General features: G+C 71.9%; 19 protein-coding genes. 8 read left to right on the plus strand and 11 right to left on the minus strand.

Annotated features, from left to right (window positions below):
- The first annotated feature begins 207 nt into the window (after nucleotides 1-207).
- The 5 genes from ABD140_RS23245 to ABD140_RS23265 all read left to right on the plus strand — a co-directional run bounded on the left by ABD140_RS23245 (nucleotide 208) and on the right by ABD140_RS23265 (nucleotide 3694).
- The gene (locus ABD140_RS23245) at nucleotides 208-639 is read left to right on the plus strand and encodes an Hsp20/alpha crystallin family protein (RefSeq protein WP_344243051.1); all 432 of its coding nucleotides are present in this window, start codon (nucleotides 208-210) and stop codon (nucleotides 637-639) included.
- 118 nt (nucleotides 640-757) lie between these two features.
- Nucleotides 758-1342: a TetR/AcrR family transcriptional regulator gene (locus ABD140_RS23250; protein WP_344243052.1), complete on the plus strand. Its 585-nt coding sequence runs from the start codon at nucleotides 758-760 to the stop codon at nucleotides 1340-1342.
- Entirely contained in the window at nucleotides 1339-2265 is a 927-nt protein-coding gene (locus ABD140_RS23255) for an ABC transporter ATP-binding protein (protein WP_344243053.1), read from the plus strand. Before ABD140_RS23250 ends, ABD140_RS23255 begins: the two co-directional genes overlap by 4 nt.
- On the plus strand, nucleotides 2262-3041 hold the full coding sequence (locus ABD140_RS23260; RefSeq protein ID WP_344243054.1) for an ABC transporter permease: 780 nt from the start codon (nucleotides 2262-2264) through the stop codon (nucleotides 3039-3041). The genes ABD140_RS23255 and ABD140_RS23260 overlap by 4 nt, the downstream gene beginning before the upstream one ends.
- Before the next feature lie 284 nt (nucleotides 3042-3325).
- Nucleotides 3326-3694, plus strand: coding sequence for a hypothetical protein (locus ABD140_RS23265; RefSeq protein WP_344243055.1), 369 nt, complete (start codon nucleotides 3326-3328; stop codon nucleotides 3692-3694).
- A gap of 78 nt (nucleotides 3695-3772) precedes the next feature.
- On the opposite strand, the gene ABD140_RS23270 is transcribed toward ABD140_RS23265, so the two are convergent.
- The 6 genes from ABD140_RS23270 to ABD140_RS23295 are packed head-to-tail and all read right to left on the minus strand — an operon-like array spanning nucleotide 3773 to nucleotide 13071.
- Nucleotides 3773-7456, minus strand: a complete 3684-nt coding sequence (locus ABD140_RS23270; protein WP_344243056.1) for a hypothetical protein — start codon at nucleotides 7454-7456, stop codon at nucleotides 3773-3775.
- Nucleotides 7453-8475 carry a protein kinase family protein gene (locus tag ABD140_RS23275; RefSeq protein WP_344243057.1) on the minus strand — a complete coding sequence of 341 codons (1023 nt, stop codon included), beginning with the start codon at nucleotides 8473-8475 and terminating at the stop codon, nucleotides 7453-7455. The genes ABD140_RS23270 and ABD140_RS23275 overlap by 4 nt, the downstream gene beginning before the upstream one ends.
- Complete coding sequence (locus tag ABD140_RS23280) at nucleotides 8475-9482, minus strand: FHA domain-containing protein (protein WP_344243058.1); 1008 nt, start codon at nucleotides 9480-9482, stop codon at nucleotides 8475-8477. Before ABD140_RS23280 ends, ABD140_RS23275 begins: the two co-directional genes overlap by 1 nt.
- Complete coding sequence (locus ABD140_RS23285; protein WP_344243059.1) at nucleotides 9479-10873, minus strand: VWA domain-containing protein; 1395 nt, start codon at nucleotides 10871-10873, stop codon at nucleotides 9479-9481. Before ABD140_RS23285 ends, ABD140_RS23280 begins: the two co-directional genes overlap by 4 nt.
- 15 nt (nucleotides 10874-10888) lie before the next feature.
- Nucleotides 10889-12145: a PP2C family protein-serine/threonine phosphatase gene (locus tag ABD140_RS23290; protein WP_344243060.1), complete on the minus strand. Its 1257-nt coding sequence runs from the start codon at nucleotides 12143-12145 to the stop codon at nucleotides 10889-10891.
- Nucleotides 12146-12150: 5 nt separating this feature from the next.
- A complete protein-coding gene (locus ABD140_RS23295; protein ID WP_344243061.1) occupies nucleotides 12151-13071 on the minus strand; it encodes a flotillin family protein in 921 nt (306 codons plus the stop codon).
- A 119-nt stretch (nucleotides 13072-13190) separates the two neighbouring features.
- On the opposite strand from ABD140_RS23295, the gene ABD140_RS23300 reads away from it, so the two are divergent.
- The gene (locus ABD140_RS23300; protein WP_344243062.1) at nucleotides 13191-14282 is read left to right on the plus strand and encodes an FHA domain-containing protein; all 1092 of its coding nucleotides are present in this window, start codon (nucleotides 13191-13193) and stop codon (nucleotides 14280-14282) included.
- Nucleotides 14283-14446: 164 nt separating this feature from the next.
- On the opposite strand, the gene ABD140_RS23305 is transcribed toward ABD140_RS23300, so the two are convergent.
- The 4 genes from ABD140_RS23305 to ABD140_RS23320 all read right to left on the minus strand — a co-directional run bounded on the left by ABD140_RS23305 (nucleotide 14447) and on the right by ABD140_RS23320 (nucleotide 17041).
- Nucleotides 14447-14692: a ferredoxin gene (locus tag ABD140_RS23305; RefSeq protein ID WP_344243063.1), complete on the minus strand. Its 246-nt coding sequence runs from the start codon at nucleotides 14690-14692 to the stop codon at nucleotides 14447-14449.
- On the minus strand, nucleotides 14689-15831 hold the full coding sequence (locus ABD140_RS23310; RefSeq protein WP_344243064.1) for a 3-ketosteroid-9-alpha-monooxygenase, oxygenase component: 1143 nt from the start codon (nucleotides 15829-15831) through the stop codon (nucleotides 14689-14691). The genes ABD140_RS23305 and ABD140_RS23310 overlap by 4 nt, the downstream gene beginning before the upstream one ends.
- Nucleotides 15832-16032: 201 nt before the next feature.
- Nucleotides 16033-16815 carry a tyrosine-protein phosphatase gene (locus tag ABD140_RS23315; RefSeq protein WP_344243065.1) on the minus strand — a complete coding sequence of 261 codons (783 nt, stop codon included), beginning with the start codon at nucleotides 16813-16815 and terminating at the stop codon, nucleotides 16033-16035.
- 37 nt (nucleotides 16816-16852) lie between these two features.
- Nucleotides 16853-17041: a hypothetical protein gene (locus ABD140_RS23320; protein WP_344243066.1), complete on the minus strand. Its 189-nt coding sequence runs from the start codon at nucleotides 17039-17041 to the stop codon at nucleotides 16853-16855.
- Between the two features lie 37 nt (nucleotides 17042-17078).
- Between ABD140_RS23320 and ABD140_RS23325 the strand changes: the two genes are divergently transcribed.
- Nucleotides 17079-17738: a transposase gene (locus ABD140_RS23325; protein ID WP_344243067.1), complete on the plus strand. Its 660-nt coding sequence runs from the start codon at nucleotides 17079-17081 to the stop codon at nucleotides 17736-17738.
- 66 nt (nucleotides 17739-17804) lie between these two features.
- Here the strand turns inward: ABD140_RS23325 and ABD140_RS23330 are convergent, their stop codons facing one another.
- Complete coding sequence (locus ABD140_RS23330; protein ID WP_344243068.1) at nucleotides 17805-18371, minus strand: TetR/AcrR family transcriptional regulator; 567 nt, start codon at nucleotides 18369-18371, stop codon at nucleotides 17805-17807.
- 131 nt (nucleotides 18372-18502) lie between these two features.
- Here ABD140_RS23330 and ABD140_RS23335 point away from each other — a divergent pair, with 131 nt between their 5' ends.
- A complete protein-coding gene (locus tag ABD140_RS23335; RefSeq protein WP_344243069.1) occupies nucleotides 18503-18904 on the plus strand; it encodes a pentapeptide repeat-containing protein in 402 nt (133 codons plus the stop codon).
- The last annotated feature ends 13 nt before the right edge of the window (nucleotides 18905-18917 follow it).

An 18917-nucleotide genomic window follows, 5' to 3' on the forward strand; every position in this document is an offset into this window, starting at 1 on the left:
TCCTCTGCTTTGACGGTGTATTCGGGGCAAACGATCAGGACGACCCTTCGAAGTTCCCGAAACCGGTCCTGACCTCAGATCCCGCACGACTTCCCCTCGCGACGTCAAAAAAGTTGAGCCTCGACTTGTCAACTAATCGGCGTCTGGTGTACATAAGAACTGTCAGGGCAACGCGGATGAACAACTGACAAGAAGGAGGACCCCGCGATGCTGATGCGCACCGATCCCTTCCGTGAGCTGGACCACTTCTCCCAGCAGCTGCTCGGTACGGGGGCGCGCCCCCCGGCGATGCCGATGGACGCCTACCGCAGCGGCGAGGAGTTCGTCGTCCACTTCGATCTGCCGGGAGTCGACCCCGAGAGCATCGACCTCGACGTGGAGCGCAACGTGCTGACCGTGCGAGCCGAACGGCGCCGGCCGTCCGGGGACGCCCGGGAAGGCGTCGAGCCCATCGCGACCGAGCGGCCCACCGGGACCTTCTCCCGCCGGCTGTTCCTCGGCGACGCCCTCGACACCGAGCGCATCGACGCCTCCTACGACCTCGGCGTCCTCACCCTGCGCATCCCGGTCTCCGAGCACGCCAAGCCCCGCAAGATCAAGATCTCCGGCGGCCCCGAGCGCCGGGCGATCCCCGTCTGACGGCGCCACCGCACCGGACCCGCCGGCAGGCCCCTCGCGGGAGGGGGGCCTGCCGGCCCCTACCGGTCCGGCAGTGACCATATTTCCAAGTTCGGTCATATGGACATACACTGGTGGCGTGCCCAGAGCGTTCACGGCCGAGGAGGCCGCAAGGATCCGGGAGCGGCTCATGGCCGCCGGAAGAGAGTCGTTCGCGCGGCGAGGCCTGCGCGGGACGTCCGTCGAGGAGCTGGCCCGTGCCGCCGCCATCTCCAAGGGGGCCTTCTACCGCTTCTTCGACGGCAAGGAGGCCCTGCTCCTGGCCCTGCTGTCCGAGCACGAGCAACAGGTCCACGCACGGCTGGAGGCCGCGGTCCGTGCCGATCCGGCGCGCGGGGTGGCGCTGCTGGTGGAGGAGTCCGTGCACGCCGCCGAGCGCGATCCGCTCTTCGCGGTCCTGATGTCCGAGGAGGGGATGCGCGTCCTGGCCTCCCTCTCGCCCGCCGAGCAGCAGGAGCTGATGGAGCGGGACGTGCGGCTCGTCCGCCGGGTCACCGGCGCGCTGCGGCGGGCCGGAGCGGCGCCGGACGTTCCGGAGCGGGTGCTCCTCGGACTGCTGCGCTCCCTGGTCTTCGCCGGGATGCACCGCGCCGAGATCGGTGAGGACCTCCTCTCGGAGACCACCGCATGGCTCACCGACGTCCTGCGCGAGGAGAAGCCGTGAGCGCTCCGGCCGTCCGGATCACGGGCCTGACCCACCGCTTCGGCACGACCAAGGCGCTGGACGGTGTCGACCTGGCGGTGGAGGCCGGCCGGATCCACGGGTTCCTCGGCCGCAACGGCGCCGGGAAGACCACGCTGATCCGGGCTCTTCTGGGACTGCTCGTCCCCGACTCCGGCCGGGTCGAGGTGCTCGGCACGCCCGTGCGCGGCGGCCGCACCCCCGCCGCGCTCTGGTCGCGGGTCGGCTGCCTGGTCGAAGGGCCCGGCCTGTATCCCGCGCTGTCCGTGGCCGACCACCTGGGCATGGCCGCCCGGCTGCGCGGCCTGCCGCGCTCGGCGGCCCCCGCCGTCACCGAGCTGCTGGATCTGGGCCGCTATCTGGACGTGCCCGCCCGCGCCCTGTCGCTGGGCAACCGGCAGCGGCTCGGCCTGGCCCTCGCCCTGATCCACCGGCCCGCCCTGGTGGTGCTCGACGAACCCGGCAACGGCCTGGACCCGGCCGGCGTGGTCGATGTGCGCGACCTGCTGCGCCGCCTGGCCGAGGAGGGAACCACCGTGTTCATGTCCTCCCACCTGATCGGCGAGGTCGCCCGCACCGCCGACCACGTCTCCATCATCCACGCCGGACGCCTGGTGGCCGAGCTGTCCGGCGCGGAACTGCGCGCGCCCGGACGTGCACGCCTCGCCGTGGACTTCCGCGACGGCGAACACGCCCGCCTGGCCGTGGCCGCACTGGCCGCCGCGGGCATCGACGCGCACGCCGACGGCGACGGCCTGACATCGGCGGCGCCCGAGGCCGTCGAACACCCCGACAGGATGGCCGTCCGGCTTGTGGAGGCCGGCCTGCCGCCGGTCCGCCTGGCCGTCGAGCGCGACGACCTCGAACGGCACTTCCTGCGCCTGACCGAAGGAGCACGGAGATGAACGCCTACCGCGCGGCCCTGCACGCCGAGTTCCTCAAGGCCCGCCGGGCCGGGGTCCCCGCACTGACCTTCGCGGTGATGGCGCTGCCCGCGGGCCTGGCCGCCCTGTTCTTGTTCATCCTCGCCGACCCCGCCCGCGCGCAGCGCTTCGGCCTGCTCGGCCAGAAAGCCGAACTGTCGGGCATCACCGCCGACTGGAGCGGCCTGCTCGGCTTCCTCGCCCAGCTCGTGGCGGTGGGCGACCTGCTGCTCCTCGCCTTCATCACCGCCTGGGTCTTCGGGCAGGAGCACACCGCCGGCACCCACCGCTACCTGCTCGTCCTGCCCGTACCGCGCGCGGTGACCGTCCTGGCCAAGTTCACCCTCACCACCGTGTGGGCGATCGCCGCCAACCTGTGGCTGGCGGCCCTCGTCCTCGCCGCCGGATGGGCGCTGGACCTCCCCGGCGGCCGTCCCGGCGTCCTGATCGAAGGGCTCTCCGGCGTGGCGGCGGGCACCGCGCTGATGATCCTGGTGACCACGCCGACGGCGTTCCTCGCCAGCGCCGCCCGCTCGTACCTGCCGCCGCTCGCCGCCGCCGTCGGAGCCCTCGTCCTGGCCCAGGCCGCCGCCGTCCTCGGCTACGCCCACCTCTTCCCCTGGTCCATCCCCGCCGCCGCGTCCGGCCTGACCCCCACCCCCGCAGGCCCCACGAGCATCACGATCGCCGCCGCCACGGCCCTCGCCGGCGTGCTGGGCACCCTGTCCTGGTGGCGCGGCAGATACGCCGACCGCTGACCGCGCCACCGCCCTACCGGGAGCGTCCGGGAAGGACCCTGCCGACCCCCGGCCAAAAGTCGGCTTCGCCCGGGACTTCCAATTCTGGGCATCCTTCAGGGTGATGTGCAGCTGGCACATCGACGAACGCGGCTACTTCACGGGGCACCTGTCCCAGCCGGTCGACGGGCCGCGGCACACCGCCTACCGCGAGCTCAACGAACGGGAGTTCGCCGCCGGCCAGGGCCCGGGCCGGCGGCTTCTACCTCTCCGGCCACTACCAGGAGTACCCGGTCCCCGACAAAGTGCTCACCCGAGAACAGCTCAACGCCGATGTCACCTACGCCTTCGACACCCTCGACGAACTGTTCTGGTTGGCGAGGATCCGCCTGTCCACCCGGCAGGACCAGAACGGGGATCCCCCGACCACTACTACGCCACCCGCCACGGCGCGAACATCGGCTACAGCGGACGACTCACCGACACCAGCGCACGCGGAATCCTCGCGACGCTGCACCGGCGGTCCCGGAACGGAGCCCTTCGACCCGGCCACCCTGGACGACGGAGCCGTCGATGAGTTCGCCCGCGCCTACCTCGCCGAGACCACCCGCTGGCGGGAGGAGCACATCTACGACCTCCTGGCGATCAAGAGCGGCCCCAGGGACGCATGCTGACCGGTGACAACGGAACGCCCCCGACCTCGACACCTTCCCAGTCCCTTCCAGAACCAGAACAACACCGCGTATCGGCCTCTAAGTGGCGATCCAGCGGTCGCTGCTCCAAAGGTCGAGGAGAAGGTCCTCGGCGGGGAGATGGGAGTGGGCGGCGACGGTCGGCCAGGTGGCGGGTGGGAGACCGTAGCCGGTGATGAGGCGGTGGGCGGCCGCGTCGCCGCCAAGGGTGAGCAGGGCGGTGAGGATATGGACGTCCTGGGGTGCCGCCTGGGCTTCGACGGCGAGGGCCAGCAGTGCGGGACCGAAGGCTGCGAAGGCCCGCAGGCCGTCCTCGCCGGCGGCCAGGAGCCAGTGGCTCGACTCCGGGGAAGGGGCGGAACGGCCGGCGAGCAGCCGGGCGATGTGCGCGCCTTCGGACGAGGCCAGGACCGGGATCCAGTGCGGACCCCAGGCCCGGACGGCCGCCGGGGCGTCGGGACGTGTCTGGGCGAGGACGGCGGTGTCGCGGGCCGCGGCGAGGCCGTACTCCCGGGAGATCGCCAGCAGGTCATCGGTGATCGGCAGCGGGCCGAGCAGCCGGGCCAGGGCGCGGTCCTCGGGGCCGAGTCCGCGCGCGAACGCGTCGACGGCCTGGGCCGCGGTCAGGCCCTCGTCGAGGATCAGGGTGACGATCGCGTCGGCCGAGGGATGGTCGAGCAGCCCCGGCAGAGCGTCGGCGACCGGCTGGACGGCCAGCGACCGGCCGGTGTCGGCGAGTGCCAGCCGCAGCAGGGCCAGCCGCTGGCCGGGGAAGACCAGCGATCTGGCCAGGGCCAGCAGCCCCGGCTGCGCCTCCAGGAGTTCGACCAGGGCCCGCCCCTCCTCGGGCGGGATCGACAGCGACTCCGTCTCCGCCCCCAGGACGTCCGTCAGCACCCGGCGCGGCAGCCGGTCCCCGGTGACCAGCCAGGCGCGCAGCAGCCCCGGGCTCTCGATCAGATCGGCCATCGTGTCGGCGAGGGAGGCCCCGCCTGCCAGCCGGGCGGCGGTCCACGCGCCGGCGGCCGGGGTCCGGAAGGCATCGATGTCGTCGGCGGACGCCCCGAGGTCGAGGAAGGTCATCACGACGCCGGCCGGATCGATTCCGGCCCCGTCCGCGTACGCCGACAGGTGGGCGAGCAGGTCCTCGGTGAGGTCGACGGAGGCCGCCGCCCGCAATGCCGCGGGTGAGAACGTGCGCAGCAGGGACGCGGCGTGCGGGAACGAGGCCAGCACCGGCGCGAGATCGAGCCGCCCGAACGCCGACAGCCACGCCGCCGATGCCTCCGGCGCGCCGAGCACCACCGGCCACTGCGCCGGATGCACCTCCAGCAGAGCACGGACGGCGTAGCGCGCCTCCTTTCCCGACAGCCGGGCGATCTCCAGCAGCGACCTGGCGTCGACCTTCCCCTCGGCGTCGCGGTCCACGACCAGCGCCCAGCCCAGTCCCAGCGCGCTGAGGTGCTCGGGCTGGCGCAGCCCGTCCAGGAGCAGGCTCCAGGCGCGCGGGGGGAACTGGCCGAGCAGGTCGAGGTCCGGCCCGTCGATGAACGGCTCCAGCACCTCCAGGAGCCGGGCGGAGCCGAGCTTGCCGACCAGGAACTGCAGGCTGGGCGCGGGAACGTCCAGCAGGGCGTCGACCTGGGCCTGGCTCAGCGCGGCGACCGAGTCGAGCAGCGAGCCGACGCCGTGGGAGGGCAGCGCGGTCGCGAGCCGGCCCAGCAGTCCGAGCCTGCGGATGCCCTCGATGGTGTAAAGAAGGTCGTTCAGCGGGGTCCCGCCGAGCCGCAGCTCCGGGTCGTACACCTCCGACAGCCGGGGCACGACCGGCAGAAGCCGCCGCGTGACGTCCTTGTACAGCGTGTCGGTGGTGCGGCTGAGCAGGGCGTGCATCAGGTCGTTACGCAGAGCGCCGGTCGCGGGCATTCCAGACAGCACGGGCGCGGCCAGCCGCAGCCGCTCCCGCATCCGGTTCCAGCGCTCGGCGCGCAGGGCAGGCCTGCCGCAGAAGTCCATGACACGCAGCAGGAGCTCGGTGTGCGTCCCGTACAGGGCGCTCAGCTCGACGAGCTCGTTGCGCAGCTGCCGGCCCTTGTCGCGGGCGGCGCCGGCCTGCTTCTGCCGAAAGGCCTCTGCGCTCAGCTTCAGCGCCCAGCCCGCCGAGAACGTCCGGCGGCGCAGCGAGGCGCCGCCCTCGCCGTGCAGCACCTCGTTGGAGAAGGAGTTGAGGTCGGGATCGGCGATGAACGGCAACGCGGACGCGCTCCGTCCGCCGATCGAGGGGCCCGCCGCCGCGTTCGGCAGGATCTCCTCGTATCCAGAGGAAAGCGCATTCGCCAGAATCCGACCTGCCCGTCCGGCGACGACGATCCGCGCCGACGGAGCCCGCCGAACGATGGTTCGCGCGATCGCCGTGAACTCCTCCTCGGCGACCAGCACCCAGCCCGCGCCCGACAGCAGCGCCGCCCCCGGCGAGGCCTGCCGATGCGCGGCGACCGCCGCGACGGCCACGACCTCGGGTCCGTGCTCCTCCAGCAGCCCGAGCCGCACCGACTCGGCGTTGACGGTCACCCCCGAGGCCTTCGCACGAGCGCGGGGCTGATCCCCGTACCCGTAGACGATCTCTGCGACCGGTGGCCTGATCTGCGAGATGACCGCTGTGACATGCCGCCCGACGTCGTACAGCTGAGTGAGGTCGACGTACCCCTTCTTGTCCTTGCCCTCCGGGGTCTGCCGCCAGTGGACGTTCATCGGCCAGCGTTCGCCGCCGCCGTCGAACTGGATGCGCACCTTGTGCTGCTCGACCTCGATGACCCTGGCGTCCAGCGGCTTGCCCAGCAGGCTCTTCTGCCATTCCTCGCGGGTCTCCACCGAGCCCTTGCCGGCCGCCTCGTCGAAGAAGAGCACGCACTCCGCCCGCTCGACCCGCAGCCGCGCCTCGGCCGCCCGCTCCGCGACGGCCGCGTCGGCGAGCGTCTCGGCCAGCCGTCCCGGCTGCAGGACCGGATGGCTGGCGAACCCCGACGCCCGAAGGTAGGCGGCCTGTCCGTCCGCCCTGCCGACCTGCCCCCAGGAGCCTGGCGGCAACCCGCCGCACATCCAGCCGGCCAGCCGCAGCAGCAGAGCGACCTGGAAGTCGCGCCACTCCGCCACCTTCGCCGACGGACCGGGCAGCTCACCGCAGAGCAGCTGGCTGGTCGGCAGCGACATCCCGTAGGGGTTGGGCAGTCGGCCCTGCGAGGGCAGGTAGAGATGGCGGCCGAGCCCGACGAGCCTGATCCCTCCGCCGTTCTCGATCAGATGGTCGGGCGACAACTCGACCGGCACGAAGCCGCGCGCGGCCAGCCGGTCCAGCGCGTGGCCCAGCGGGATCAGCAGCCGCAGCGCCTCAGCGGGCTTCCAGCGGTGCCCCTCCTCGATCCTGGCCAGCAGGTCGTCGGTCTCGATCAGCTCCGACAGCGGAACCTTGGACCGGCCGGGGGCCCAGGCGGTGACGATCGAGTACGGCGACTCCGCGGCGTCGACGATGTCGAGCAGCACGGGTGCGATGTGCCCGGCGATCCCCAGGAAGGTGAGGGCGTGCGCCCGCTCGTCGCGGTCGGCGAAGCGGCGCAGCGCCCCGTAGGTGCTGCCGCCCGCCACCAGGTCGACCTGGTGCGGCCTGGCGCCGTCGTGCGGGCGCAGGTGCCCGGTGCGGACCTGTGAACGCTGGACGGTCCATTCGCGCAGCGACCGGCCGATCATCGGGCGTCCATCAGTGCCGCGTAGAGCGCCGCGCCGTCCCTGGCCCTGGCCAGGTCGGAGAGGATCGACTGCACGTTCCTGGTCCTGACCTTCGGCTCGGCGAGACAGCTGCTGATCAGCGTGGTCAGGATCGGGCCGCCCCCGTGGCCGGCGAGTTTCTGCTTGGCCAGGCCGTGTTCGCGCAGCGTCCCGTAGAAGCCGCGTTTGGTGTCCTCGTCGAGCTTCTCCAAAGTCAGCGCCTCGGCCAAAGTCGCGCCCAGCATGTAGATGTCGAACCCCTCGGTCGCGCGCTGGCATTCCTCGCTGCGGCGGGCTCCGGGCGGGGCGGGCGGCGCGTAGGCGTCGGTGGTCGTCGAGATCGGCTCCCCGTCGACCACCGCCGCGTCATAGTCGATCAGGACGTACTGCGCCGGCGGGCCGAGGACGAGCACGTTCTCCGGCTTCAGGTCGGCATGGATCCAGTACTCCTCCTTCTTCCCCATGGCCCCGGATGCCTTGCGGCGGGTGTGCAGGGCGCCGAGGGCGCCGCACAGCTGCTCGGCGAGGTCGATCAGCTCGTCCTCGGTGAACGGCCTGCCCTCACGCTTGCGCTCCTTGATCTCATCCAGCAGGGTCAGCACCGGGCGGCCCTCGACGCCGACGAACTCCATCACCACGAAGTACTCGTCCGCGACGGGCTCGATCCCCTCCTCGATCAGCGTCGGCGACGGGTCAGCGATCACGTCTATGACGGCCGGAGCCTGCTGGGTGAGCTGCATCGCCTGATAGACGGCCTTCAGCCCCTCCTGCTGGCGGGCCTTGTTCAGATCGAGCCCGCTCTCCCACAGTCCGCTGTTGAGCTCGCCGCGCTTGAACCACAGGCCCTTGAGCACGGCCTTGCCCTTGCACCACGAGTCCTCGACCAGCAGCGCGTACCCCTGGCCCGCGACCGCCAGACACCTGATGACCTTGTACCGCTCGCCGTACCGCTCGGCCTGGTAGGCGACCGAGGTCGCGTCCTTGGCCTGGATCTGCTCCATCAGTCGTCCCCTTCGAAGGAGACCCGCAGCCTGACCCGGCCGGCGCCGAGCACCAGCTCATCGTCATCGTCCAGGGCGTAGCGGGTGCCGGGCTCCAGCCGGTGGTCGGCGGGCAGGCCGTCCGCGCCGAAGCGCGGATTGAGGAAGCTGCTGCCGGCCTCGCTCTGGTGCACGACGACCGGACGGCCCTCGTCGTCCAGGTCGATCCGCAGGTGCCGGCGGCCGATGTCGTTCGCGGCGCCGCCGTCGAGGAACCCGGTGACGTCCGTGACGTCGGGCCTGGTCGGTCCGCCCCTTCCCAGCACGACGCCGCCCGGGGGGAGGTCCAGGCGAGCGCGGTTCGCGCCGTCGACGACGAGCGTCAGGGTGGGCGGGGCGGGAAGGACGGTCGCATAGACCTGCTCCTCCGCCGGGTAGCTGCACCGCGCGCAGTAGTACTTGTTCAGGGTCTTCTTGGGCGTGGTCGACCGGCCCGCCTGCGTGCAGCGGCCCACCGGCGCCCGGCAGATCCAGACCTGCCCGTCGACCAGGCCGATGACGCCCGCCTTCAGCGCCTTCTTGCGGCGGGCGGCCGCGACCTCTTCGTCCGTCACCGGTCGCAGGCGGCGGGGCGCCAGGGTGACCTCGCCTTTCTCCCAGGTCCAGTTCCACACCCGGTGGGGCTCTTCCAGCCACGGATAGGTACGGCGGGCGTCCTTGAACTTGTCGCGGCTGACGACCGCGGCCCGGTGGTCGTCGGCGAACTCCAGGATCAAATCGTCGGCGTCGCCCGGCGCGATCTCCAACCAGCCCGCCTGACGGGCCGAGCGCAGACGGTCGCGGTCGGCGAGCCTGCTCTCGGCCGACGCGTCCATCCACGCCCGCACGAGCACACCGTCCCACCGCCGTTCGCAGGCCGCCTTCACCTGATCGACGAAGACGAAGCGCCAGTCCGCCTTCTTCCCGTTCGGGTTGCGGGCGGCGAGGTTGGCGGCGTCGAGAACGACCGTCTCCACTCGAGCGGTCACCACCCCTCCGTCCGCTCCTCCACGCCGGAAGGCAGGCGGTCCGACCGGGTCCTGCCGACGACGCGGGGACCCTCGCCTCGGAGGGGGCCGATGCGGGGGTCGAGGGTCGACCGCTTGCGCAGTGTCTCGTTGACGCCGCTCGTGTTGGTGCTGGACCGCGATCTCTGCTCGTTGCGGACGTCATTGGCGTCCAGACCCGACTCCAGGCCGCGCAGCGCGCGCTGGTAGTCCTCGGCGAGGGCGTCCAGCCCCTCCGACAGCGCGCGCTCGAGGGCGGCTCGGTAGATACCGGCGTGGGCGGCGGACGCGTTCTCCTTCAACTGCCGGGCGACCACGGCTTCGAGGTCGGTCGTCTTGATCCGGACCATGACCCGGTCGAGCCGCATCTCGGGCTTCTCCGCGATACCCCTGATCGCCGCCGACGACGGGTCGAGGGCGACCACGCCCGCCACGGTCCGCAGCGATCCCGACGCTTTGACGATCTCCAGGCTCTTGTTCACGATCTTGTTCGGCGCCCTGAGCCGCAGCGCGTACAACGGCTCCTGGTCGCCGGTGCCGACCGCGCCCAACGGGATCCGGACCGTCTGCGCCCCGTCGGGCCCGGTGCCGGCGCTGATCTCAAGGCGCCGCTGCACCGGTTCCAGCTGGTAGACGGCCTCCACCGGGAAGAGCGGATGGATCTCCAGATCGACCTCGCCGCCGGAAGCCGCCAGGTTCTGTCCCTGGAGCGCCAGCCGCCCGACGGTCTCGGCGATGACCTGCCGAGCCCCCTCCGCCGAGGGCACGTGCCCGTTCGAGCCTCGAGCGCTGATGCCCATCAGCAGGTCGATGTCCGCGCCCGCGCCCAAGCCGATCGTGTCGGTGTAGATGTCGCGGTCGGCGGCCCGTTCGGCCAGTGCCGCCAGTGCCTGGGGCGAGGTCGCGCCGTCGTTGGGCTCACCGTCGCTCATCAAGATCGCGCGCTTGGCCGGCGCGGTCGAGCGGGCCAGCAGCTCATAGGCGAGCGAGAGTCCCGCCTCGATGTTGGTGATGCCGTACTCGGGGGCGGGTTCCTTGGCCACCCTGCCCGAAGCCCGCAGCTCTGCGACGGTGGTGTCCTGCGCGATCACCCTCGCCACGTTGTTGAACGCGACCACGTGGAGTTCGTCACCGTCGGGCAGGAGTCTCAGCAGTTCATCGACGGCCTGGAGCGCGAGCGCCCACCGGCTGGTGCCGCCGCTCGGCTCGGCCGCCCAGCTCATCGACTGGCTGGCGTCCAGCACGATCGCGTAGGAGGCACGGTTGGTCCTGCGGACCGCACCGCCGCCGGATGAGACGGCCCGGACGGCCACGGCGAACTCCCCTCCGATGCCCAAGGGGTCGCGGTCGAGCGAGATCTCGGCTGCAGGCATGACTGCTCCCGTCTGTCAGGGGGTCGGGTGGATCTCTGCGATGACCGCCGTGGCGTTGTCGTGGCCCCCGAGCCGTTCGGCCCTGGCCGTCAGCGCGGCGGCCAGGGCGGGGGCCTTGGGGAAGGCGTCGGCCAGCGCGGCCAGCTCGAAGCCGAACCAGCCGTGGTCGGCCACGGCGGCGCCGTCGCTCATCAGGACCAGCAGATCGCCGGGCAGGACCCGGATCGTGCTGCGGTAGGGCTGGTCGGCGCTGCCGCCGAGGTTGTGGAGCAGATGCGAGCCGCCCGCCACCGCGTCGGGGTCGACCCGTCTGGCCTCGGCCAGCAGGGTCTGGTCGGGGGTGAGGCGGAAGGCGACCCTGCCGCCGCGCCTGCGCTGCCTCACCAGCCAGGCGGGACTGTCGCCGATGGAGTACAGGTCGGCGACGCCGTCCGGGGTGACGGTCGCGACCAGCGCGGTGCTCGCACCGGTGGTCTCCTTCTGAACGGCCCGGTCGGCGGTGGTCAGCGCCAACCGGACGTCACCGTCGCCGGCCAGGACCGTGCGCAGCTCACGGACCGCCGCGCGGGAGGCCAGGGCGCCGGAGCCGTCGCCCTCGCCGGTCACGCCGTCGCAGACCGCGAGCGCGAGCGCGCCGTCCGGCAGCCGGAGGACCAGATGGGAGTCCTCGTTGTCGAAGTCGGGATCGTAGCCGGCCTTGCCGGAGCCGACCGCCGTCTCGGCCGCCGCCAGCACCCGCACCCCGCCGGAGTGGCGGGCTCGGAGCAGGCCGTGGACCTGGGCGGGGTTGCCGCCCTCGAACAGGGTGTGGACGATCGCGTCGAGCCCGTGCACGACACCGGCGTGCAGATCGAGCAGGTCGAAGGCGTCGGCCTGGTCGCGGGGGGCACGGCCGATGGCGATCTCGACCAGGGCCGAGGCCACCACCCAGGCATCGTGTTCGCGGGCACCGGGCGTCGCGGGCACGGGCAGCTCGGCCCCGTAAGGCGGGACGATCAGCAGCTGCCAGTGCTCGTCCTCGTCCCAGCGCAACCCCCACAGGCAGCCGGGCCCGTGCGCGGCCTCGGAGTCGGCGAGCAGCGGCCACAGCGTGCCGAGCTGCTCGAGGAGATCGGCCGCCGGCAGGGCGAGCTCGGGCAGCGGCTCCGACGGCCAGGAGACCCTGACCTCCGCGCGCAGCAGCGGCCCCTCCGGCAGCGCGGGTTCTGGCGCGAGGACGGCGATTCCCGACGGGTCGGTGACCGCTTCCGCGGGTTCTTCGGATTGGGGCAAGGGGTTCAGCCTCCGAGGACGAGCACGATGACGACGCCGAGCCAGCCCAGGGCGGCCGCGGCCAGCAGCAGGTCGCGGGCGCGCCGGGCGGCGTCCCGGTCGCGCTTGGCGCGCTCGTGCTCCTCAGCGGCGGACTGGAGCTGCTGGTACCGCGCGTTGGCGAAGTCCCGCGCCTCCTTGATCTTGACGTCGGCGTCGGCGCGCATCCGGGCGATGGCGCCCTCGGCCTCGGCCTTGAGCCGGGCCGACTCCTGCTGGACGCGCAGCTCCGCGCGCTCCGCGGCCAGCCGGGCGTCGAGCGCGGCCTGGCGCTCGGCCCGGTCGGCACGCGACTGGGCGTCCTGTTCCGCGATGGCGGCGCGGCGCTCGTAGTCCTCGCGCGCGCGGACGGTGCGCGACTCGAAGGCCGCGCCCAGATCACCGCCCTCCCCCACGGGGAAACCCGGTGGGCGGCGCGGGGGCGGTTGGCCCGGCAGGGCGGGGAACAGCAGCGTGGGCTCGTGCGCGACCTTCTGCGCCGGCCGGGCGACGGGCACCTCGATGACCTCGGCGCGGAGCGTGGCGGCATCGATGATCCGGGCCCTTCGCCAGCCGCCGATCCCGTCGGGAACGCCCGTGGGAACGTACAGGTGCTGTCCCGAGCCGAGGGTGACCGAGCCGCCCGCGACGTTCGCCCACACCACCTCGCCGTCGGTGAGCTGGGCCGCGGTCAGCTCGGCGGGCGGGAGCCCCGCCGCCGGCCTGGCCGGCTCGAAGGCCGGGGCGGGCGCGGCGCCCGGGGCGTCGTCGAGGTCGTCGAGCGATTCCCAGCCGGACGCGGCGGGCGCGGGCTCGTCGTCGAGCGACGACCACTGCGAGGAACTCGGGGGGCGGGCGGCGGAGCGTACCGGCGGGTCATCGTCGTCGAGGAGGTCCCATCCAGGCATGCAGAAAACCCCCGTGATTCATGGCCGATGCCCGTTTTTGGAGCAATACATACTGGACTAAATACGGAACTACCGTCAACATAGTGCACCCTGCCGATCTGAGGGGACCGGATCCTTGAATGAGTGATTTCCTCACCGCCGATATCGACCGCGCCGACGCGCTGATCGACCTTTCGAACGTCGTTCTGGAACGGAGCCTGGGCGGTTCGGGCGCCGCCGACCTGCTGAGGCTGGAGCGAGTCGGCCGTGCACTTTCCGCGCTTTATGGATCGTCCGAAACAAGGATGTACGGTGTCGCCGACGAAAGCCTCATCCGGCGGAATCTCTACGCCGACGTGCGGCAGTTCCGCGCCCTGAGGCGATGGCGGGCCGAACGGGTCATCCATGTCGCGCCGGACGCGGACCCGGTCCTGCTCGAACTGGCCGACCAGACCGGCCTTCCCATCATCACCGGGGACAGGTTCCGCAACCACCGCGACGACTTCCCCTGGCTGGACGGCAGCGACGACGCCGTCCTCGAACCGCGCGCCGGCGCCGGGGGCGGGGTCTCTCTCTCCCACGTGGTGGTCCACCCGGTCCTCGACTGGGAGGTCTCGCGGGCGGAGGAGAGCGATCTGCTCAAGCAGAAGGGCGTGCGCGCCCGGCAGGGCCTCCTGACCCGGATATGGGGCTGTCCCGAACCCCGGTGCCCCTGGCACGATCCGCTGCGGACGGGCCTGATGTTCGTCCCGCGCTGGTACCGCGACCGGCTCTACTGCGACCTGCACGATCTCGACGTCGTCGACCTCGGGCCGCGCCCCCGGGCCGCCCAGGTCAAGGTGATCTCGAACGGCGCGGAGGTCGCGCGGTTCCCCGTCCGCGCCGGGGAACGGGTCAAGGTCGGCCGCTCCCCCGGCGGGTTCGTGCTGACGCCCTGGCTGAGCGCGGCGACCAGGCTGAAGGTCAGCCGCGAGCACCTGGCCCTGGAACTGGCCGGCGACCGGCTGGTCTTCACCGACTCGAGCCGGAACGGCACCACCGTCGTCAACGCCGAGGGAATCCGCCGCAAGGTCCACCGGACTTCGGCGCCGTTCGGTTACAAGAGCCGGCTCGAGGTCGTGCCGGGGCTCGAACTGATCCGCAGCGGACGGCGCTATCCCTCCGAACTCCAGATCGACCGCGCCGTCGCCACCGCCGCCGAACCGCCGCCCGAGGCGACGGTCTCCTACTGAACTCCGATGGACGACTTCGCCTGAATTCCCATTAAGGGCTTCATGCGGAGTCGCAGGTCATCGTGCCGCGAATTCCGTTGGAACAATATCTGTGTTCCGGCGGAATCCGCGGCACGGATGAGGAAGTGCCGATGCGGGAAGACGACGCGACCGGCGGGTTCCCGTTACTCCGTGGCGACGACCTGCACGGTGCCGTTCAAGGTCGCCTGCTGGATCGTCGCGCGCAGATCAGGGCAGGTCTCGTAGCGGTCGGTGCGGAGATTGGGGCAATCGGCCATGGCCTGTTCGCTCCATTGGATGCTGGTCTGCTCCCAGCTGGATTTGCGCACCAGGACAGGGCCGTTGCAGCGGGCGCACCGCAGGGGGCGCATGGGGAGGTCGGTGAGGCGGTCGTCGGGGCGGACGCTCATGACGGACGGCCCTCGGTGCGGCGGGCGAGGTTGTCCTCGCACTCCTTGGCCCAGGACTCGACGGGGCGGGTGGTGTCGATCTCGAACTCGAAGCGGTCGGTCATCTCGGGGGCGACGTCGGCGGTGTCGCGGTAGAACTGCTCGTACCAGCGGCGGAGCTGGTAGACGGGACCGTCCTCCTCGCACAGCAGGGGGTTGTCGATGCGGCCCTTGCTGCGCCAGATGGCGACGTCCTGCTCGAAGCCGTAGAGGACGAAGTTCGACATCTTGCGGGCCATGAGCTCGATGGCGTCCGAGGGGATGTCGGGGTTGAACTTGGTGAGGACGCCCGAGTGCAGGACGAAGGAGTTCTCGTCGATCGGGTAGTGGCAGTTGATGAGCACCGACTCCAGGTCGAAGCCCTCGTAGTGGTACGTCAGCTCGTCGATCATGAAGGACGGGCCGTGGTAGGTCGCCACGGAGGTGTTGCCGAGCAGGACGTTGCCTTCGGAGTCGGGGCGGGCGACGTCGGGGCGGGTCTTGCCCTTCATGATCTGCGAGGCGGTGTGGCCCTCGAAGATGTTCTTGAAGTACGTCGGGAACGAGTTGTGGATGTAGAAGAAGTGGGCCATGTCGACGACGTTGTCGATGATCTCGCGGCAGTTGACGGGGACGATCTGCTCGGTCCAGCGCCAGTCGGTCCACTGGTCGCTGGTGGCGCCCTCGATGCGCGGGATCGTCACGTCCGCCGGGGGCTGCTTGCCCTCGGGGTCGTTCCAGACGAACAGCAGATGGTCCTGCTCCAGCGTCGGCCAGGAGGCCGTGCGGGCGCGCAGCGGCACCCGTCGCGCGTAGGGGATCTGCTTGCAGCGGCCGTCGCCGCCCCAGCGCCAGTCGTGGAACGGACAGGCGATCGTGTCGCCCTTGATGGTGCCTTGGGAGAGGTCGCCTCCCATGTGGCGGCAGTAGGCGTCCAGGACGTTGATCTTGCCGCCCTCGCCCTGGAAGACCACCAGCTTCTGGCCGAAGGCGTTGATGGTGTGCGGCTTGCCGTCCTTGAAGGTCTCGGCCAGGCCCAGGCAGTGCCAGCCCCGGGCGAACCGGTTGGGAATCGCCTCCGCTTCGATGGCGCGAATCGCATCGGTCTCGGCTGCGGCCATGGTGATCATCCCTTTCAAGGCGAAATAGATGCACGATGCCCGATCCAGGTTATGCCGCGGACCGCGGGTTCATCGCACCGGTCCCGGTGGCCGGGATGCCTTTCGTCACAGGTGTTCTCGCCGCCCGGCCCGCCGTGAGCACGCGGCCGTCGAGGGCGGGGCTCAGGGGCCGTCCGGGTCGCCGCTTGGCCTCGGGAGAGCTCACGCGGCCGGGCCTCCGGGCTCGACCAGCCGCTCGTGGAGGCGGGCCTCGGTCTTCGGCGTCAGGCCCGCTCCGCGCAGCAGGCCGGCCAGTCCGGCCGTTCCGCCGAGGTCGGCGAGCATGGTCCGCATGGTCCCGGCCTCGGCGCCGTTGAGCGCGGGCGGAATCCTGTCGCGGTAGCGGTCCAGATCGCCGATGAAGGGCTGCATGATGCCGGCCAGACGCGCCATGAGGGCTTCGCGGACGTCTTCGGTGCGGACGTAGTCGGCGACGATCGCGTCGTCGGAGGCACCGAGCACGGACAGCAGCGCGGCGGCGAACTGGCCGGTGCGGTCCTTGCCCGCGGCGCAGTGGAACAGGGCGGCGCCGTCGGCCTCGGCGATCGCGGACAGCCCCTGGGCGAGCAGGTGCCCGGTGCCGCGCACGCTCGCCGCGTACCAGCGGCCGAACTCGGCGACCGGGTCGGCGGCGGTGGCCAGGCTCTTCATGAGGTCGGCGGTGCCGCCGGTCATCTCCGACATGAGCGGGAGGTGGAGGTGGCGCACGTCCGCGTGGGCCGCCAGGGGGCCGCGGCCGGTGCGGGCGAGCTCCTCGGGCGTGCGCAGGTCGATGATCAGCCGCAGGCCGTCGTCGACCAGCGCCCGGGCGGACGCCTCGTCGACGGTGCACACGTCGTCGGAGCGCAGCACGAGGCCGGGGCGGACCGCGCCGTCGGTGACGGGGATGCCGCCGAGGTCGCGCAGGTTGGCCAGCGGGGAGGGGGCGAAGGCGGGGATGGTCATGCGTGGTCTCTTTCTTCGGGGGGTGACGGCGGTGCCGTCAGGAGATCTTGCGGCGGACGATGGCCGAGCCCTGGTCGATGATGCAGACGACCACGGCACTCCGATGACCGTAGTCGTACATGCGCATGGCGGTCGTCAGCTCCAGGCCGATGCCGACGACCGCCATCGACCAGGCGACGAGGACGGCGGCCAGGGCCGCGCCGAGCGTGGTGCGGGCCCGCGGCACCCGGAACAGACGTGCGGCGCTGCGTCGTCGCCCATCCTTGGATCGCCCCCTTTTCGGCTCGCACGCCCGGCTCTCACCCGCGTGGGCGGCGGCGCTCGACCGGCTGCTCGCCGTGCTGGAGCGCGGACCGCTGGACGACACCGCGCGGGCGGACGCGTTCGTCTGGATCGTCCGGACGACCGTGGGGGTGGTGCTCATCGAGGCGCGTTCGCCGCTCGCGAGCGCGGGCCACGACGTGGGGCGGACGCTCGGGGACTCGGTGCCCGGCGCCGCGGAGCGGTGGGGGCGCATCGCCTCCCGCATGGCCGAGTACCACAACGACGACCTGTTCGAGGAGCTCGTCCGCCAGACGCGGGTCCGCCTGCACGCGGAACCGGTGTCCGAGTGTTTCATAAAACAAACTTCGCCTCCGGACGCGGCGGAGGACGAGCACGCCCTGACGGACGAGCAGTGGGCGTCCGTCGCCGGGATGCTGCCGGCCGACGGCGGCCCGAACTGGGTGGACCACCGCGCCGTGATCGACGGGATCCGGTTCCGCGAACGCACGCGGGTCCCCTGGCGGCGGCTCCCCGCCGCATACGGCAACTGGCGCACCGTCTACGGCCGGTACCGGCTGTGGACCCGCGACGGCACCTGGCAGCGCATCACCGAGGCGCTCACTCCGCCGACCGGCGGGGCCCCGCCCGTCCAGCGGTGACCGACACGTCCGCGGACCGAGCGACCGCGATCACGCACCCCGCCCCCCATGCGGACGTCGGTGGTCTCAGGCGGCGAAAGCCTGGACGAGGGTCTCGCCCAGGAGGCGGCCCGCCTCGTCCGTGGTGCGGTGGCCCTCCTGGGCCTGGGCGTTCGCCGCGACCGCGAGGGCGTGGATCATCGTGTACATCCAGTCGGGCGGAAGGCCGGGTTTGAGCTCTCCGCGCCGTTGGGCGTCCGTGAGCCAGACGAGCAGCGGCTCCTTGGCACCCGGGTTCTTCAAGGGGTCTTCGCGGGCGGGGTCGCCGTGGGCGTTGAGGAAGCGGAAGCGCTCGCCGGCCCGGATGATCCGGGGGCCGAGACCGCGCAGGATCTCGGCGGCGGTGCCGCCTTCGGCGAGCGCGTCGGTGACGACCGCGCGGTGCTCGTCGACCACCCGGTCGAACAGGGCGTGGACGAGGTCTTCGCGGGCGGGGAAGTGCCGGTAGACGGTCGTACGGCCGACGCCGGACGCGTCGGCGATCTCCTGCATGCTCGCCTCGGGGCGGCGGCCGAGCACGGCGATCGCGGCGGTGAGGACGGCGTCTCGGTTGCGCTGCGCGTCGGAGCGCAGCGGCTGGTGCGGCTTCGTCATGGCGGCTCGACTCACGGAAGGGAAACGGAACACCATCGTACCAAGTGGTACGTTGATGTTCCGTTTATCGGCCGCGCCGCCCGCCGTCCCGGTCTCGCCGGCCGGGCCCGGGAGGCTCAGGAAAGGAACCCATGCCCAAGCCCCGCTGGCTGGACTCGGAGATCTCCACCAGCTCCCTGGCCGGGACCCCCGTCTACGGCGCGGAGCTGAGCCGCGTGTCCTTCTTCGGCTGCAAACTCGTCTCCGTGAACTTCCGCGAGGCGCGCCTGCGCGACGTCACCTTCACCGACTGCGTCCTGGACGACGTCGACTTCACCGGCGCGACCCTCAACGGCGTCTCCTTCCCCGGATCCGCCCTGAAGGACGTCAGGCTCGACTGCACGACCATGAAGCGCGTCGACCTGCGCAAGGCCCGCGACCTGTCCCTCCAGGCGAACCGCGACTCCCTGGCCGGCCTCACCATGAGCCCGCTCCAGCTCCTCGACATGGCCCCCTTCTTCGCCCACGCCCTCGGCGTCACCATCGCCGACTGAGCCCCCGTAGACC

It is taken from the genome of Actinocorallia libanotica, from assembly GCF_039525175.1.
GTDB lineage: Bacteria > Actinomycetota > Actinomycetes > Streptosporangiales > Streptosporangiaceae > Actinocorallia > Actinocorallia libanotica.